14 protein-coding genes are annotated in these 17,688 nt (G+C 60.1%); 10 read left to right on the forward strand and 4 right to left on the reverse strand.

Going from position 1 to position 17,688, the window contains the following annotated elements; all coding sequences use genetic code 11:
• Window positions 1-8: 8 nt before the first annotated feature.
• Together ASC74_RS04270 and ubiT are read left to right on the forward strand one after the other, a co-directional pair.
• Complete coding sequence (locus tag ASC74_RS04270) at window positions 9-899, forward strand: U32 family peptidase (RefSeq protein WP_056739470.1); 891 nt, start codon at window positions 9-11, stop codon at window positions 897-899.
• Complete coding sequence (gene ubiT / locus ASC74_RS04275) at window positions 893-1,363, forward strand: ubiquinone anaerobic biosynthesis accessory factor UbiT (protein ID WP_056739472.1); 471 nt, start codon at window positions 893-895, stop codon at window positions 1,361-1,363. The genes ASC74_RS04270 and ubiT overlap by 7 nt, the downstream gene beginning before the upstream one ends.
• Before the next feature lie 832 nt (window positions 1,364-2,195).
• Here ubiT and ASC74_RS04280 read toward each other — a convergent pair.
• From ASC74_RS04280 to ASC74_RS04295, 4 genes are all read right to left on the reverse strand, one after another.
• Window positions 2,196-2,591: a putative zinc-binding protein gene (locus tag ASC74_RS04280; protein ID WP_056739474.1), complete on the reverse strand. Its 396-nt coding sequence runs from the start codon at window positions 2,589-2,591 to the stop codon at window positions 2,196-2,198.
• Window positions 2,592-2,665: 74 nt separating this feature from the next.
• Window positions 2,666-3,340, reverse strand: a complete 675-nt coding sequence (locus tag ASC74_RS04285) for a Crp/Fnr family transcriptional regulator (protein ID WP_033059073.1) — start codon at window positions 3,338-3,340, stop codon at window positions 2,666-2,668.
• 86 nt (window positions 3,341-3,426) lie between these two features.
• Window positions 3,427-4,074, reverse strand: coding sequence for a two-component system response regulator NarL (narL, locus tag ASC74_RS04290; protein ID WP_046047384.1), 648 nt, complete (start codon window positions 4,072-4,074; stop codon window positions 3,427-3,429).
• Window positions 4,071-5,873: a HAMP domain-containing protein gene (locus ASC74_RS04295; protein ID WP_056739476.1), complete on the reverse strand. Its 1,803-nt coding sequence runs from the start codon at window positions 5,871-5,873 to the stop codon at window positions 4,071-4,073. The genes narL and ASC74_RS04295 overlap by 4 nt, the downstream gene beginning before the upstream one ends.
• A gap of 304 nt (window positions 5,874-6,177) precedes the next feature.
• Here ASC74_RS04295 and ASC74_RS04300 point away from each other — a divergent pair, with 304 nt between their 5' ends.
• The 8 genes from ASC74_RS04300 to moaA all read left to right on the forward strand — a co-directional run bounded on the left by ASC74_RS04300 (window position 6,178) and on the right by moaA (window position 17,659).
• Entirely contained in the window at window positions 6,178-7,482 is a 1,305-nt protein-coding gene (locus ASC74_RS04300; protein ID WP_156400789.1) for an MFS transporter, read from the forward strand.
• Window positions 7,460-8,857: a NarK family nitrate/nitrite MFS transporter gene (locus ASC74_RS04305; protein WP_056739478.1), complete on the forward strand. Its 1,398-nt coding sequence runs from the start codon at window positions 7,460-7,462 to the stop codon at window positions 8,855-8,857. The genes ASC74_RS04300 and ASC74_RS04305 overlap by 23 nt, the downstream gene beginning before the upstream one ends.
• Window positions 8,858-8,926: 69 nt before the next feature.
• Window positions 8,927-12,700, forward strand: a complete 3,774-nt coding sequence (locus tag ASC74_RS04310) for a nitrate reductase subunit alpha (RefSeq protein ID WP_056739480.1) — start codon at window positions 8,927-8,929, stop codon at window positions 12,698-12,700.
• Between the two features lies 1 nt (window position 12,701).
• Complete coding sequence (narH, locus tag ASC74_RS04315) at window positions 12,702-14,240, forward strand: nitrate reductase subunit beta (protein ID WP_046047388.1); 1,539 nt, start codon at window positions 12,702-12,704, stop codon at window positions 14,238-14,240.
• Between the two features lie 2 nt (window positions 14,241-14,242).
• On the forward strand, window positions 14,243-14,998 hold the full coding sequence (gene narJ, locus ASC74_RS04320; RefSeq protein ID WP_056739482.1) for a nitrate reductase molybdenum cofactor assembly chaperone: 756 nt from the start codon (window positions 14,243-14,245) through the stop codon (window positions 14,996-14,998).
• Entirely contained in the window at window positions 14,991-15,671 is a 681-nt protein-coding gene (gene narI, locus ASC74_RS04325) for a respiratory nitrate reductase subunit gamma (protein ID WP_056739484.1), read from the forward strand. The genes narJ and narI overlap by 8 nt, the downstream gene beginning before the upstream one ends.
• Before the next feature lie 10 nt (window positions 15,672-15,681).
• On the forward strand, window positions 15,682-16,641 hold the full coding sequence (locus ASC74_RS04330; protein ID WP_056739486.1) for a peptidylprolyl isomerase: 960 nt from the start codon (window positions 15,682-15,684) through the stop codon (window positions 16,639-16,641).
• Window positions 16,642-16,666: 25 nt separating this feature from the next.
• Window positions 16,667-17,659, forward strand: a complete 993-nt coding sequence (gene moaA, locus ASC74_RS04335) for a GTP 3',8-cyclase MoaA (protein ID WP_056739488.1) — start codon at window positions 16,667-16,669, stop codon at window positions 17,657-17,659.
• Window positions 17,660-17,688 lie beyond the last annotated feature (29 nt).

Consider the following 17,688-nt stretch of genomic DNA (forward strand, 5'->3'; position numbering starts at 1 on the left):
GAGGCGACATGAAGCTCAGCCTTGGACCGGTCCTGTTTTATTGGGACAAAGAGCAACTCAGCAACTTTTACGCCGAGATGTCGGCCTTGCCCCTGGATGTGATTTATCTGGGGGAAACCGTGTGTTCGAAACGCCGGGCCTTTTCACTGGATCAATGGCTGGGTCTGGGGCGCGAGTTGCAGGAATGCAGCCAGGCACAATTAGTGATCTCCAGCCTGACGCTGATCGAAGCGGCCTCCGAACTGTCCAGCCTGCGGCGGCTCTGCGACAACGGCCAATTGCTGGTGGAGGCCAACGACATGGGCGCGGTGCAGTTTTTGGCCGAGCGCAAGTTGCCGTTTGTGGGCGGTCCGGCGTTGAATTTGTACAACGGCCATACGCTGGCGCAACTGCTGGACTGCGGGATGACCCGTTGGGTGCCGCCGGTGGAATGCTCGGCGGCGCTGATTGGCGATGTGCTCGAGCAGGTGCGCGAACTGGGCCGTGAGGTGCCGGAAGTCGAGATCTTTGCCTATGGGCATTTGCCCTTGGCCTATTCCGCACGCTGCTTCACCGCTCGGGCGGAAAACTTGCCCAAGGATGACTGCCGGTTTTGCTGTCTTAATTACCCCGACGGCCTGCCGTTGACCAGTCAGGAAGGGCAGGCACTGTTCACCATTAACGGTATTCAAACGATGTCGGCTGAGGTGACCAACTTGCTGGCGGATTACACCGGGCTGGTGGCTTGTGGCGCCGATTTGTTGCGTCTGAGCCCTCGCGCTCAGGGCATGGCCGAGGTTATTGCTGCCTATCAACGGGTTCGTCTGGGCGAGACGCCGCCGCTGTTTGTCGACGGTTGCAACGGTTACTGGCATGGCCAGGCCGGGATGTTGCGCGTCGAGGAGGTCGGACTGTGTTGAATCGTAAAAAGTGGTTGTTGAAAGGTGCCGACCGGTTGTTGCCGCTGGTGCGTCGGGTGCCTTTTGCGGTGCAGCGACTGGCGTTGCAGCAGGCGCTGAATCGTTGCCTTGCCGAGCCGTTGCGCGATGGCGAGTTTGAAGTGTTGCGCGGGCGTTGGTTGTGCTTGCGGATTCCGGATCTGGGGTTGTCCTGGTATTTGACGCTGACCCGTCAAGGGTTGCGAATTGCTGAACGCGCCACGGCGCATGTGACGATCAGCGGTAACTGGCGTGAGTTTTTATTGTTGGCGAGTCGTCAGGAGGATCCGGATACGTTGTTCTTTCGCAGGCGTTTGGTGATTGAGGGTGATACGGAGTTGGGGTTGGCGTTGAAGAACCTGATCGACAGTCTTGATCCTGATGTTCTGCCTGTTTGGTTGTGGCGCAATCTGGAGCGGGCAGGGAAGGGGTTGGCGGCCGGTTAGTCGAGCTGTGTTTTTGGTTGGGGTACATATCCGTTGCTGCGGTAACGGCGGCTTAGGGTTCCGCCCTTACGGCGGGTCACTTGGAAATACGGAATGCCGCCCAACCCCAAGTAACCAAACGCTCTTGCCCCTGACGTACGGTGCCTCGCTGTGGCTCGGCATGCCCTCGCTCCGGTCCTGCTCCGTGGGCCCGCCGCCATCGGCCATCCATGGCCGGGGGCGGCTACCGCGGCATCGAACCTGCGCTCGGCCTTCCGACGGGGCAGATCAAGATCAAGATCAAAAGCCAGAAGCGAGGCGGCCTGATAGCCGACCTGATGTTGGTTCGGTCAAGTCTGGTCAGCGGCGGTGTACCCAAATGCCATGCCTGACAAATTTTAACTGTGGGAGCGGCGGTGCGGCGATCCGACTTGCTCGCGAAGAGACCGTTTCAGTCGACATAAATGTTGAATGTAAGTCCGCCTTCGCGAGCAAGCCCGCTCCCACAGGTACTCATTGCAAGTCCAGAATCTATGAACGATCAAGTCAGCGAAGCGCGCCCGCTTGATGCCCAGGTCGGCCCGCAGGCCGCCTCGCGGTGTTTTTGCGGTAGTCGCACCCTCGAGAGGCCCACGGAGCAGGACCGGAGCGAGGGCATGCCGAGCCTAGGCGAGGCACCGAACGAAAGGGGCAAAAGCCCTTGGTTACTTGGGGTTGGGCGGCATTCCGTATTTCCAAGTGACTCGCTGTAAAAGCGAAACCAATAGCAGCCGTTACCGCAGAAATGGATATGTAATGAGCCAAAAGACGCCATCGCAAGCAGGCTCGCTCCCACATTTGATCTGCGTTGCCCTCAAACCATCAGTTCAGAGGCGTGATGCTGCCGAGCATCACTGGCAATCAACTGCCTGATCCCTTCAAACAACTCATCCCCCTGCGCCTCCGTGCAATCCTCGCCATAGCGCTTACGCAACCCGTAATGGCTAAGAATCAAATGCACATCCGCGTGCAGACCATGCTGCTTCAAGCAATTTTCAACACATTGCAACGGACACCCATCCAGCGCAAAAATCCGCCGTCCCGAGCGTGCCTTGTTGACCAACGCCGCCACATGCCCGCCGACCCCGACGATGCAGGACATTTCAGCCAGGCCGCTGCGATCGAGCCGCACGGCCAGGGTGTTGGCCAGTTGGGCGACGTTGGAGCAGCCTGAGCAGGAGTAAATCAGGGGCAAGGTTGAACAAGACATGAGCGTTCTCCATGGATGGACTTCTTCAGTGTGCAAGGCCGGTGGCATTGCGCATTGACTGCGGTCAATTCCGTTTATTGGAAGGCCGCGAGATCCTCTTCGGCGAGGATGCTGATGTTGCGCCGCTCCATCGCGATCAGGCCGCTGTCCACCAGGCGGTGCAAGATCCGCGAAAAGGTTTCCGGCTGAATACCCAGCTTCGAGGCCACCAGGCGTTTGGACACCTGCAAGACAATCAAGCCGCTGACCGGGTTGCGTTCCTGGAACAGGAAGTTGATCACTCGCCGGCTCGCGCTGGCCATGGTCAAGGTGTCGATGTCGCGCAGACGCAGGTGCAGGTGCACGCTCATGCTCGCCAGGATCGCCAGGCAAACTTTCGGCTGGTCTTCGAGGGCGTTGCGGTAATGGCTGCCCTCGATACTCACCAGCACGCTGTCCTTCAGCGCCGTGGCGCTCACCGGGTAGAGACGGGCCTGGCTGAACAGCAAGGCTTCGGCAAAGGTCTGGCCGGGCTGGATGATTTCCACCAGGTTTTCCTGGCCTTCGCCGGTAAGCCGGTACAACTTGATCTGGCCGCTGACCAGCAGGAAAAAGCGCTTGGCCGGGTCCCCTTGGTGCATGAGTGTGCTGTGACAGGCCAGGCGCTTGAGCATCGCCAGGCCGCAGACTTCCTCGAAGATTTTCTCCGGCAACTGGCTGAACAGATGGTGACGGCGCAACGTTAAAACGATGGAAGGGTGGGTCAGCATGGCGTACCTCCGCTGACGGTCATAGTAGAGAGCAAGAGGCGAATGAAATATGCCTCTGCCGGCCTACCTCCAAGGAGGCATGCCCGTCAGCCCGCGTTGCGCAGATGCTCCATGGCCCATACAGCCGCCTCTACCCGCGAGCGTAAGCCAAGTTTGTGCAGCAGGTTTTTCACGTGAACCTTGACCGTGCCTTCGGTGATGCCCAACTTGTGCCCGATGACTTTGTTGCTGAAGCCGCTGGCGATGGTTTTCAGCACCTGGCGTTCACGCTCGGTCAGTTCCACCACGGTCTGGCGCTGCGGTGAGCGCAGTGCCTGGGCCATGACTTGGGTCAGCCCCGGGCTGATCACCAATTCGCCGTTCAAGGCATTGCGGATGTACTGAATCAACAGCTCGGGCTCCATGTCCTTGAGCAGGTAGCCGTCGGCATCCAGACGCAGTGCGTCGCGAATATCGTCTTCGGCATCCGAGACCGTAAACAGCAGCACCTTGCCGGTGTAGTGCATCGCTCGTAACTGGCGCAGGGTTTCAATGCCATTCATCAGCGGCATGTTGTTGTCGAGCAACACCAGATCCGGTTGCAGCGGCTCGATCAGACTGAGTGCTTCTTCACCGTTGTTGGCTTCACCGACGATCAGGAAATCATCTTCGAGTTCGAGCATCTGGCGGATGCCGTGACGCATCATCGGGTGGTCGTCGACCAGCAGGATGGTGTGTTGCAGGGAGGGGTTCATGTGACGCTACCTTCTGTTTGCTGCCCGAGAAACTCCGGTTGGAATTCCATTTGGACGCGGGTGCCTTGTGGCTCCCTGGAGACTATTTCGAGTTGACCGCGCAAGCTGCGGGCCCGCTCATCCATGATTTTCAGGCCGTGGTGTTCGCGTTGGTCGACGTTGCCGCTGAAGCCACGCCCGTCGTCTTCGACGATGAGCCTCACGGTTTCACCGTCCTGACGCAGTTGCAGCCAGGCGTTTTGCGCGTGGGCGTGGCGCAGGCAGTTGGAGAGCGCCTCGCGGGTGATCTGCAAGATGTGGATTTGCTCGCTGGCCGATAATTGAAAGGCCAGCGCATCGACGTGCAGGTGCACCTGGAATTCCCCGCGACGGGAGAACTCCTCGGCGGTGTCCTTGAGTTCCTGCACCAGTCCCGCATCGTGAATCTGCAAGCGAAAAGTGGTCAGCAACTCGCGTAACTGGCGGTAGGCATTGTTCAGCCCTTCGCGCAGTTCAGCGGTGACGTTTTCCAGGGTTTCGACCGGTTCGCCACGGCGCATCAGGGTCTGCAGGCGGCTGACTTGCAGCTTCATATAGGACAGGGCTTGGGCCAGTGAATCGTGCAGCTCGCGGGCGATGATCGTGCGTTCGTCGAGCAGCAGCAGGCGATGATCCTGTTCCCGTTGACGCTTGAGCGAGAGCGAGGTGCCGATCAGGTTGGCCAGGGCCTGGATCAGTTGGGTTTCCCAGGCTTGGGTTGGATGTCCGTCGACAAAATGCGCCTTGAGTTCGCCCAGTTCGCTGCCCTGATTGCTGATGCTGAACGTTTGGGGACTGGCTTTATGGTGCTTCTGACACGTGGCGCAATCGCTGCTGGCGCAGACTTCGCGGATGTTTGCGCCGTGGAGGGCGAGCAACTGCTGGGCCGGTGCCTGCATTTGTCCTTGCAGACACAGCGACAGGCGCAAGCCGGGCAGGCGTTGCTGGAAGCGCCGGATCAACTCATCCAGCCCTTCGGCATTGGCCAGGCGTGTGGCCAGGCTTCGGCTGCTTTGGTACAGCAACTCGAGGGCGGCGTTGGCTTGTTGCAGGTTCAGGGTTTTTTGCTGGACCTGACTCTCAAGGGTGCGATGCGAGTCTTCGATTGTCTCGGCCATGGCGTTGAAACTCATGGCCAACTGGCCCAGCTCGTCCTGGGACTGATGGTTGACCCGCACCTTGAAATCACCGCGACGAAAGCGCTGGGTCGCGTCCACCAACTCTTTCAAGGGCATGACGACCCCGTACTGCAATTCGTAGAGCCCAATCAGCAGGACGAACAGGGTGGTGAATAGGGCCAGGCCCTGGATCACCTGTTGCCAGCCTTGCTTCTGTTCGCTTTGGCGCTGCAACAGGTTGACGAACTGGTTCAGTTGTTCAATGAAGGGCAGGGCCTGGACTTGAAAATAGGCGGCATCGCCACGCTCCAGTGCAGGGCGCAAATCCTCGTTCCAGTGTTGCTGGATTTGCCCGTAGCTGATTTGCAGCGCGGCGGTCGGGCCATCTTCCAGCACTGCCTTGAGTGACTGGCTGTTGAGGCGGGTTTGCAGGCTGTCGCTGATGGCGATGATTTCTTCGCCGGTTGCACCCGCGGCCAGTTTCCAGCTCAGGTGGTAAGTCTCCATGCGCACCGAGCCTGCGGTGTTGATGGCGGCCGCATCACCCTGGCTGAACCAGGCGATCAGTCCGGCGCTCAACGAACTGGCGAGGGCGAGCACGGCGATCAGGATCACCGCCAGCCCGGCGCGAGCGGGCAGGGAACTGCGCAACCAGCGCACCATTAGCGCAGGTCCGGGAAAAAATCAGGAAAACCGAGCATGTGCAGCTCCAGGATGGGTTTTGCCGCCGATCCCGGGCGCGCTACCTCTAAAGAGTTGTCGACTGATCCTTGTCAGCAAAAACCTTGGTGGAAAACCTTAAGACGCTGATAAACCAACGGTTTTAGGGTTTTTCTGTACTACCTCCTTAGAGGTAGACCGCACAAGCATAGGCCTATGCCCCCTAGGGCTTCGTTGACATGGATCAAGTTTTTGCGGGGTTGGCCTCTCTAGTCTGCCGCCATGGCTAACTGACTGGAGAGCATTTGTGAACCCACCGCGTGTACGACAAGGCTTGGTGCTGGGCATGAGCACGCTGGCCTTCACTGTCTGTTTCATGGTCTGGATGATGTTTGCCGTGCTCGGGGTGCCGATCAAGGACCTTCTCCAGCTCAACGAAACCCAATTCGGCCTGCTGGCCGCGACCCCGGTCCTGACCGGCTCGCTGGTGCGGTTGCCGCTGGGCCTGCTGACCGACCGTTTTGGCGGGCGCAGCGTGTTCTTCCTGCTGATGCTGGCCTGCGTGGCGCCGCTGTACCTGATCAGTCACGCCACCGCCTACTGGCAGTTCCTGGTGCTGGGCTTGTTCGTCGGCCTGGCCGGCGGCTCGTTCTCCGTCGGGATTGCCTACGTCGCCAAATGGTTCGACAAAGAGAATCAGGGCTTCGCGATGGGCATCTTCGGCGCCGGTAACGCCGGGGCTGCGGTGACCAAGTTTCTCGCCCCGGCGCTGATCGCTGCCGGCAGCTGGCAGCTGGTACCGAAAGTCTTCAGCGCGATCCTCTTTATTACCGCGTTGTTGTTCTGGTTCCTCAGCGCCGAAAACAAGGACCACCGCATTGCCACCGGCGCCACTTTGCGTGAGCAACTCAGCTCGCTGAAGGACCCTGCGGTGTGGCGCTACTGCCAGTACTACTCGATCGTCTTCGGTGGTTATGTCGCCCTCGCGCTGTGGATGACCAAGTACTACGTGCAGGAATACGGTTTCAGCCTGCAAAGCGCGGCGCTGCTGGCGGCCTGTTTTTCCCTGCCCGGCGGCGTGCTGCGTGCCGTCGGCGGCTGGTTGTCGGATCGCTGGGGGGCGCAAAGCGTGACCTGGTGGGTGTTGTGGGTCAGCTGGATCTGCCTGTTCCTGCTCTCGTATCCCCAGACCCAACTGCAAGTGCAAACGATCAACGGCCCGGTGGATTTCCACATCGGCCTCAATCCTGCGCTGTTCACCGTGCTGCTGTTCGTCATGGGCATCGCCTTCGCGTTCGGCAAGGCCTCGGTCTTCAAGTACATCGCCAACGACTACCCGAAAAACATGGGCGCGGTGTCCGGCATCGTCGGCCTCGCCGGTGGCCTGGGCGGTTTCGTGCTGCCGATCCTGTTCGGCGCCCTGGTGGACCTCACCGGCGTGCGCTCTTCCTGCTTCATGTTGATGTACGGCGTGGTCTGGGTCTCCCTCACCTGGATGTACTTCAGCGAGATACGCAAAAGCGCGGTGCTGGGTAAAACGCCGCTGCTGACCCCGTCCCCGATTTCCAGCATTGCCCTAGGAGAAGAACATGTCCGTTCTGCAAAAGCCTGACAAAGGCCCAGTCATTCATGACTGGCGCCCCGAGGACCCAGCATTCTGGGGAAGTAGCGGCAAGCAGACCGCCACGCGCAACTTGTGGATTTCCATTCCTGCGCTGCTGTTGGCCTTTGCGGTGTGGATGGTCTGGAGCACGGTGATCGTGCGTCTGAACGCCATCGGTTTCACCTTCACCACCGACCAGCTGTTCTGGCTGGCGGCGTTGCCGGGGCTGTCCGGGGCGACCTTGCGCGTCTTCTATTCCTTTATGGTGCCGATCTTCGGCGGCCGTCGCTGGACCGCCCTGAGCACCGCATCGCTGTTGCTGCCCTCGATCTGGATGGGCTTCGCCGTGCAGGACCCGAGCACCTCCTACAGCGTGTTCGTGTTGATTGCCTTGCTCTGCGGTTTCGGTGGCGGCAACTTCGCCTCGAGCATGTCCAACATCAGCTTCTTCTACCCCAAGTCGCAGCAGGGCACGGCCCTTGGCCTCAACGCCGGGTTGGGTAACCTGGGCGTCTCGGTGATGCAGTTCTGTGTGCCGCTGGTGATTACCTTCGGTGTGTTCGGCTTCATGGGCGGCTCGCCGCAAGCGTTGCCGGACGGCGGTCAGTTGTGGTTGCAGAACGCCGGCTTCATCTGGGTGCCGTTCATTGTCCTGGTGACGGTGCTGGCCTGGTTCGGCATGAATGACCTGTCCAGTGCCCGCGCTTCCTTCAGCGAGCAGGCCGTCATCTTCAAACGCAAACACAACTGGCTGATGTGCTGGTTGTACCTGGCGACCTTCGGTTCGTTCATCGGTTTTTCCGCCGCGTTTCCGCTGCTGATCAAAACCTCGTTCCCTGATGTCATCGCCTTGAAGTTCGCTTTCCTCGGCCCGTTGGTCGGCGCACTGGTACGCCCATTGGGCGGCTGGCTGGCGGACAAGCTCGGCGGCGCGAAAGTGACCTTGTGGAACTTCGTGGCGATGATCGTGATGGTCTTCGGCGTGTTGCACTTCCTGCCGCAGAACGGTTCGGGCGGCAACTTCTACGGCTTCCTCGGCATGTTCATGCTGCTGTTCATTACCACCGGTGTCGGCAACGGCTCCACCTTCCGCATGATCCCGGTGATCTTCCGCACCCAGCACGAAAAAGCCTCGGCCGGCAAACCACCCGCCGTGCGCGAACAAGCGCTGAAGAATGCCGGCAAAGAGTCAGCCGCGGTCCTGGGCTTCAGTTCGGCCATGGGCGCCTTCGGTGCGTTCTTCATTCCCAAATCCTTCGGTTCTTCGATGGCCCTGACCGGCGGCCCGGAGATGGCCTTCTACATGTTCGTCGGCTTTTACCTGAGCTGCATCGTCGTGACCTGGTGGTGGTACGCGCGCAAAGGCGCCGCGACACCCTGCTGAGACGACCCGAATCCAACCATTGCGTGGGCGGGGCACAGACTCCGCGACAAAGCCTGAGAGGACTACACCGTGAGTCATTTACTGGATCAATTGCGGTTTTTCAACCGCAAGCAAAACGAGTTTTCCGACGGTCATGGCGAGACCCGCAAAGAGTCTCGCGACTGGGAGAACGTCTACCGTTCGCGCTGGCAGTACGACAAGATCGTGCGTTCCACCCACGGGGTGAACTGCACCGGCTCTTGCTCGTGGAAGATCTACGTCAAGAACGGCCTGATCACCTGGGAAACCCAGCAGACCGACTACCCGCGTACCCGTAACGATCTGCCGAACCATGAGCCCCGTGGCTGCCCGCGTGGTGCCAGTTACAGCTGGTACATCTACAGCGCCAACCGGCTCAAGTACCCGAAAATCCGCAAGCCGTTGCTCAAACTCTGGCGCGATGCGCGGCAAACCATGGCGCCGGTGGAAGCCTGGGCCAGCATCGTCGAGGACAAGGCCAAGGCCGACTCCTATAAAAGCAAGCGCGGCATGGGTGGCTTCATTCGCTCCAACTGGGAGGAAGTCAACGAGATCATCGCTGCCGCCAACGTCTATACGATCAAGCAATACGGCCCTGACCGGATCGTCGGTTTCTCGCCGATCCCGGCCATGTCGATGGTCAGCTATGCCGCAGGTTCGCGTTACCTGTCGCTGATCGGCGGCGCCTGCCTGAGCTTCTACGACTGGTACTGCGACCTGCCACCGGCCTCGCCGATGGTCTGGGGCGAGCAGACCGACGTGCCGGAATCGGCCGACTGGTACAACTCCAACTACATCATTGCCTGGGGCTCCAACGTCCCGCAGACCCGGACCCCCGACGCGCACTTCTTTACCGAAGTCCGCTACAAGGGCACCAAGACCGTCGCGATCACCCCGGACTACTCGGAAGTCGCCAAGCTCACCGACCTGTGGCTGAACCCTAAACAAGGCACCGATGCGGCGCTGGCCCAGGCGTTCAACCATGTGATCTTCAAAGAATTCCACCTGGACAAACCGAGCGCCTATTTCACCGACTACGCCAAGCGCTTTACCGATTTGCCGGTGCTGGTACTGCTCAAGCAAATGGTCGACAAGGCACCGGGCGCCGGTTACCAGCCGGACCGCTTCCTGCGCGCCAGCGACCTGACCGACAACCTCGGCCAGGAAAACAACCCGGAATGGAAAACCATCGCCCTCGATGTCAGCGGCGAACTGGTGTCCCCTCAGGGTTCCATCGGTTATCGCTGGGGCGAGAAGGGCAAGTGGAACATCCTGCCTCGTGAAGGCGGCGAAGGCCGTGAGATCGATCTGAAACTGAGCCTGATCGGCGATGACGTTGCCGAAGTGGCGTTCCCGTATTTTGCCGGCGAGTCCCACGAGCACTTCCAGCACGTGGCCGGCGATGCCGTGCAATATCGCCGCGTGCCGGTGCATAACGTGGTGCTGGCGGACGGCAGCGTGGCCAAAGTCGCCACCGTGTTCGACCTGTCGGCCGCCAACCTGGCCATCGATCGCGGCCTCGGCGGCGAAAACGTGGCCAAGGATTACGACGACGCTTCCGTGCCTGGCACCCCGGCGTGGCAGGAGCAGATCACCGGCGTCAGCCGCGAGAAAGCCATCCAGATTGCCCGTGAGTTCGCCGACAACGCCGACAAGACCAAGGGCCGCTCGATGATCATCGTCGGCGCGGCGATGAACCACTGGTACCACATGGACATGAACTACCGCGGGCTGATCAACATGCTCATGCTCTGCGGGTGTGTCGGTCAGACCGGTGGCGGTTGGGCGCACTACGTTGGCCAGGAAAAACTCCGTCCGCAATGCGGCTGGCTGCCATTGGCGTTCGGCCTGGACTGGAACCGTCCGCCTCGCCAAATGAACGGCACCAGCTTCTTCTACGCCCACAGTTCGCAGTGGCGCCACGAGAAGATGAGCATGCACGACGTGCTCTCGCCGCTGGCCGATAAGTCACAATTCCCCGAGCATGCCCTGGACTACAACATCCGCGCCGAACGCGCCGGCTGGTTACCCAGCGCACCGCAACTCAACACTAACCCTTTGCACATTTGCCGCGACGCGGCTGCGGCCGGCATGGACCCGAAAGACTATGTGGTCAAGTCGCTGCAGGACGGTTCGCTGCGCTTCTCCTGCGAACAGCCGGACAGCCCGGTCAACTTCCCGCGCAACATGTTCATCTGGCGTTCCAACCTGCTGGGCTCCTCGGGCAAGGGCCACGAGTACATGCTCAAGTACCTGCTGGGCACCAAAAACGGGGTGATGAACGAAGATATCGGTCAGGTCGGCGACTGCAAACCCGAAGAAGCCGAATGGGTGGACGAGGGCGCCATCGGCAAGCTCGATCTGGTCACCACGCTGGACTTCCGCATGTCCTCGACCTGCGTCTATTCCGACATCGTGTTGCCGACCGCAACCTGGTACGAAAAAGACGACATGAACACCTCGGACATGCATCCGTTCATTCACCCGTTGTCGGCGGCTATCGACCCGGCGTGGGAATCGCGTTCCGACTGGGAGATCTACAAAGGCATCGCCAAGGCGTTTTCCAGCATGTCCGAAGGGCATCTGGGCGTTGAGAAGGATCTGGTGACCATCCCGTTGATGCACGACAGCGTCGGCGAACTGGCCCAACCGTTTGGCGGCACCGACTGGAAAAGCGACGGCGTGGCACCGGTGCCGGGCAAGAACGCGCCGAACCTGCATGTGGTGGAGCGTGACTACCCGAACATCTACAAACAGTTCTCGTCCCTCGGGCCATTGCTGGAAAAACACGGCAACGGCGGCAAAGGCATCAACTGGAACACCGACGACGAAGTGAAATTCCTCGGTGAACTCAATCACAAAGAAGGCGATGTCGGTATCAGCCAGGGTCGGCCAAAAATCGACACGGCCATCGATGCCGCAGAAGTGATTCTGTCCCTGGCGCCGGAAACCAATGGGCAAGTCGCCGTCAAGGCCTGGGCCGCACTGTCGGAATTCACCGGCATCGACCACAGCCACCTGGCGCTGTCCAAGGCCCACGAGGCGATTCGTTTCCGCGACATTCAGGCACAGCCGCGCAAGATCATTTCCAGCCCGACCTGGTCGGGTCTCGAAGACGATCACGTCAGCTACAACGCCGGTTACACCAACGTTCACGAAGGGATCCCATGGCGCACCATCACCGGCCGCCAGCAGTTCTACCAGGATCACCCGTGGATGCAGGCGTTCGGCGAGCAACTGATGAGTTATCGGCCGCCGGTCAACACCCGCACCATCGAAGGGGTGAAAGGCAAGCGCAGTAACGGCCACAAGGAAATCGTCCTGAACTGGATCACCCCGCACCAGAAGTGGGGCATCCACAGCACCTACAGCGACAACCTGCTGATGCTCACCCTCAGCCGTGGCGGGCCGATTGTCTGGCTCTCGGAGAACGACGCGAAAAGCGCCGGCATCGAGGACAACGACTGGATCGAGTGCTTCAACATCAACGGTGCATTGACCGCCCGTGCGGTGGTCAGCCAACGGGTCAAGGACGGCATGGTGATGATGTACCACGCCCAGGAACGGATCGTGAACGTGCCCGGTTCGGAAACCACCAAGACCCGTGGCGGCCACCACAACTCGGTCACCCGCGTCGTGCTCAAACCGACTCACATGATCGGCGGCTATGCCCAGCAAGCCTACGGTTTCAACTATTACGGCACGGTCGGTTGCAACCGCGACGAATTCGTCGTGGTGCGCAAAATGTCCAAAGTCGACTGGCTCGATGGTTCAAGTGGCGATGACCTGCCGCGTCCACTGCCGACCGATATCGAGGAGAACTGAGATGAAGATTCGCTCACAAATCGGCATGGTTCTGAACCTGGACAAGTGCATCGGTTGCCACACCTGTTCGATCACCTGCAAAAACGTCTGGACCAGCCGCGAAGGCATGGAATACGCGTGGTTCAACAACGTCGAATCGAAACCCGGGATCGGCTACCCGAAAGAATGGGAAAACCAGGACAAGTGGAAGGGCGGCTGGATCCGCAACGCCAACGGCACGATCAACCCGCGCATCGGCGGTAAATTCCGCGTGTTGGCGAACATTTTCGCCAACCCGGACCTGCCGAGCCTCGACGACTATTACGAACCGTTCGACTTCGATTACCAGCACCTGCATACCGCACCACTGGGCGAGCATCAGCCCACTGCACGTCCGCGCTCGCTGATCTCCGGCAAGCGCATGGAAAAAATCGAGTGGGGCCCGAACTGGGAGGAAATCCTCGGCACCGAATTCGCCAAGCGTCGCAAGGACAAGAACTTCGACAAGATCCAGGCGGACATTTACGGCGAGTACGAAAACACTTTCATGATGTATTTGCCGCGCCTGTGCGAGCACTGCCTCAACCCGACGTGCGCAGCGGCTTGCCCGAGCGGGGCGATCTACAAGCGTGAAGAAGACGGCATCGTCCTGATCGACCAGGAGAAATGCCGTGGCTGGCGGATGTGCATCAGCGGTTGCCCGTACAAAAAGATCTATTTCAACTGGAAAAGCGGCAAGTCCGAGAAATGCATCTTCTGCTACCCGCGTATCGAAGCCGGGATGCCGACCGTTTGCGCGGAAACCTGCGTCGGGCGCATCCGTTACCTCGGTGTGCTGCTGTATGACGCCGACCGCATCAGCGAAGTGGCGAGCACCGCCAATGAGCAGGACCTGTACGAAAAACAACTGGAGATCTTCCTCGATCCAAATGACCCGGCGGTGATTCGTCAGGCCTTGGCCGATGGCGTGCCGCAGTCGGTGATCGACTCGGCCCAGCGTTCGCCGGTCTACAAAATGGCCGTGGACTGGAAGCTGGCGCTGCCGCTGCACCCGGAATACCGCACCTTGCCGATGGTTTGGTACGTACCGCCACTGTCGCCGATCCAGAACGCCGCCACTGCCGGCACCGTAGGTATGAACGGGGTGATCCCGGATGTCGACAGCCTGCGTATTCCACTGAAGTACCTGGCCAACCTGCTGACGGCGGGCGATGAAAAACCGGTCAAGCGTGCGCTTAAACGCTTGCTGGCGATGCGCGCCTACAAACGTTCCGAGCAAGTCGACGGGGTTCAGGACCTGCAAGTGCTGGCGGATGTTGGCTTGAGCGTGGCCCAGGTCGAGGAGATGTATCGCTACCTGGCGATCGCCAACTACGAAGACCGCTTTGTTGTACCGAGTGCCCACCGTGAAGACGCCATGAGTGATGCCTTCGCCGAGCGTTCCGGGTGCGGCTTCAGTTTCGGCAGCGGGTGCAGCGGCAGTTCCGACACCAACATGTTCGGCGCCAAGAAAGCCAACCGCCGCGACATCCTGAAAACCGTCCAGTTGTGGGAGGAATGAGCATGCAAATTCTCAAAGTGATTTCGCTGCTGCTCGACTACCCGACCGAGACGCTGATTGGCGGTCGCGACGAACTGGAGCAAGCGATCATCCAGTCACGGGAAATCAGCCCGACGCAACGCGGTGCGTTGTTCGAATTGCTCGAGCTGATCTGCGCCAATGACCTGATGGACGGGCAGGAGCACTACGGTGCGCTGTTCGGTCGGGGGCGCTCGCTGTCGCTGCTGTTGTTTGAGCATGTGCACGGTGAATCCCGCGACCGTGGCCAGGCCATGGTCGACATGATGGCGCAATACGAAGAAGCCGGTTTTGCCATCGGCGTCAAAGAGCTGCCCGATTACATCCCGCTGTACCTGGAGTTCCTCTCCACCCGCGAAGACATCGAGGCCCGCGAGGGCCTGGCGGATGTTTCGCACTTGCTGGCCTTGCTCGCGGCACGTCTGGAAGAGCGCGAAAGCGCCTATGCCAGCTGCTTCCGGGCGCTGCTGCAAATTGCTGGGGCCGAGCCGCATCAAGCGGTCGCCGACCTGCGGGCGCAGGTCGCGGCGGAACCTCGCGACGACTCCCTCGAAGCCCTCGACAAGATCTGGGAAGAGGAGGCCGTGGACTTCCTCCAGGCCGAACAGCAGGACCGTTGCAGTTCGCTGCCTAGCGCTCCGGGCAAGGCCCGGGAAGAAAGCGCGGTGCCGTTGCACTGGGTGGATTTTCAGCATGAAGGGCTGGCCGCCGTGCCAGCCAAGGAGGTAGGCAATGTCTAAATGGAACCTGTTGTTGTTCGGGGTCTATCCCTACGTAGCCCTGGCGATTTGCCTGATCGGAAGTTGGGCCCGCTTCGACCTGTCGCAATACACCTGGAAAGCAGGCTCCAGCCAGATGCTCAATCAGCGTGGCATGCGCGTGGCGAGCAACTTCTTCCACATCGGTGTGTTGTTCGTACTGGCCGGACACTTTGTCGGCCTGCTGACCCCGGCGTCGATTTATCACCATGTGATCAGCACAGAGAACAAGCAGTTGCTGGCAATGGTCTCGGGCGGGTTCTTCGGTCTGTTGTGCCTGATTGGCCTGCTGATGCTGGTTAACCGGCGGCTCAGCGATCCTCGGGTCCGTGCCACCTCCAGTCCTTCGGACATCCTGATTCTGCTGGTGCTGCTGGCGCAATTGCTGCTCGGTCTGCTGACCATCGTCGCGTCCACCGCGCATATGGACGGCTCGGTCATGGTGATGCTCGCCGATTGGGCGCAGAACACCGTGCTGTTGCGTCCGGTGGAAGCGGCGGCGTCCATCGCGCCGGTCGGGCTGACCTACAAGTTGCATGTGTTTCTCGGTTTGACCCTGTTTGTGCTGTTCCCCTTCACTCGTCTCGTACACATGATCAGCGCACCGATCTGGTACCTGGGGCGTCGTTATCAAATCGTTCGTCAGAAGTACTGAGGAGACAATCATGTCAGGTGGATGCGGATGTGGTGGCGGTAATGGGGGCAGCGGTGGCTGCGGTTCTTCAAAAAAAGCGGAGGCCGTTCTCGACATCGCGTCGGTCGCAGAGGCGCAGTTTGAAGCCCTGCCGGTTGAGCCCGCAGGGGCCGATGACGCCCCGGCGCAGTTGATCGCCAGCAGTGAGCAGGAGTGGCCGATCATCAGCGTCAACGAGGTGTCGATCACCCCGGAGGCGATGGCCCAGGAGCTGCAATATCACCCGGCCGAAAGCCGCGAGGAGGCGGTCTACCTGGCCGCCCGGGCGCTGGTTATCCGCGAGTTGTTGCAGCAGCGCATCACCGAACTCGGTGTGTCGCTGGAGATCGGCGCCGGTGAGAACGAAGAAGAAGCGGCCACGCGCTTGCTGCTCGAACGTGAGGTGAAAGTGCCGCAGTGCGACGAGGAGTCGAGTCTTCGTTACTACGAAAACAATCGCGGACGCTTCCACAGTGCGCCGTTGCTGGCGGTTCGGCACATCCTGCTCGAATGCGCGCCGGATGATGTCGAGGCGCGCGCCGTTGCGCATGATCAGGCGGAAGTTCTGCTGCAACGACTGGAAGAATTCCCCGGCAGTTTCGCCGAGCTGGCCGTGAAATATTCGGCCTGCCCGTCGAAGGCTCAGGGTGGTTCTTTGGGACAAATCAGCAAGGGCCAGACCGTGCCCGAACTGGAGCGTCAGCTGTTCACCCTGGCACCGGGCCTGGCCAGCAAACCGCTGGAAAGTCGCTACGGCTGGCATGTGATCAGTGTCGATCAGCGAATCGAAGGCATGCCGTTGCCCTATGAAGTGGTGTCGACGGCGATCCGCACGCAATTGCAGCAAGGCGTGTGGCAGAAAGCGCTGGTGCAATACCTGCAAACCCTGATCGGTGCGGCCGATATTCGTGGCATCCACTTGCAGGGCGCCGACTCACCGCTGGTGCAGTGAGCATCGAGGCAAACCGGGAGAAGTGATGAACGCTGTGATGCAGGATGGTTTTGGACGGCAGATCGATTATCTGCGGATGTCGGTGACGGACCGCTGTGATTTTCGCTGTGTGTATTGCATGGCGAAAAACATGACGTTCCTGCCACGTCAGCAGGTGCTCACGCTGGAGGAATTGCAGCGTTTGGCGACGCTGTTCGTTGGCCTGGGTGTACGCAAAATCCGTCTGACTGGCGGCGAGCCGCTGATCCGTCCCGGCATTGTCGAACTGTGCCGCAACATCGCCGCCTTGCCCGGTTTGCGCGAACTGGTGATGACCAGCAACGGCTCGCAGCTGGGCCGTCTGGCCCGGCCGTTGGTCGATGCCGGAGTCAAGCGGATGAACATCAGCCTCGATAGCCTGGACGGGCAGAAGTTTCGGGCGATCACCCGCATCGGCGATCTTGATCAAGTGCTCAACGGCATTGAAGCGGCGCGGGACGCAGGGTTCGAGCGGATCAAGCTCAACTGCGTGGTGATGAAAGGACGCAACTTCGATGAAGTCCCTGCGTTGGTGCAATACGCCATCGACCAACGCATCGACATCAGTTTCATCGAGGAAATGCCCTTGGGCGACGTCGGACGTTCCCGGGGCGAATCGTACTGTTCCAGCGACGAAGTGCGCACGCTGATCGCCAGCCAGCACCGGTTGCTCGACAGCACTGAAAACAGCGGCGGCCCGGCGCGCTATGTGCGTCTGGAACGCCATCCTGATACCCGGATTGGTTTCATTTCGCCCAATAGTCACAACTTTTGTGGCAGCTGTAATCGGGTGCGGATGACGGTTGAAGGGAAGCTGTTGCTGTGTCTGGGCCAGGACGATGCTCTGGATTTACGTGGATTGTTGAGGCGGTATCCGCTGGATGACCAACCGGTGATCAACGCGGTGCAGAAGGCCTTGCGCGGTAAGCCACTGCGCCATGATTTCAGCCCCGACGGGGAGGTACAGATTGTGCGGTTCATGAACATGAGCGGCGGTTGAACTGAACTATAAAACACAGCAAATCCAAT

It is taken from the genome of Pseudomonas sp. Root329, assembly GCF_001424925.1.
In the GTDB taxonomy this organism is placed as follows: domain Bacteria; phylum Pseudomonadota; class Gammaproteobacteria; order Pseudomonadales; family Pseudomonadaceae; genus Aquipseudomonas; species Aquipseudomonas arabinosi.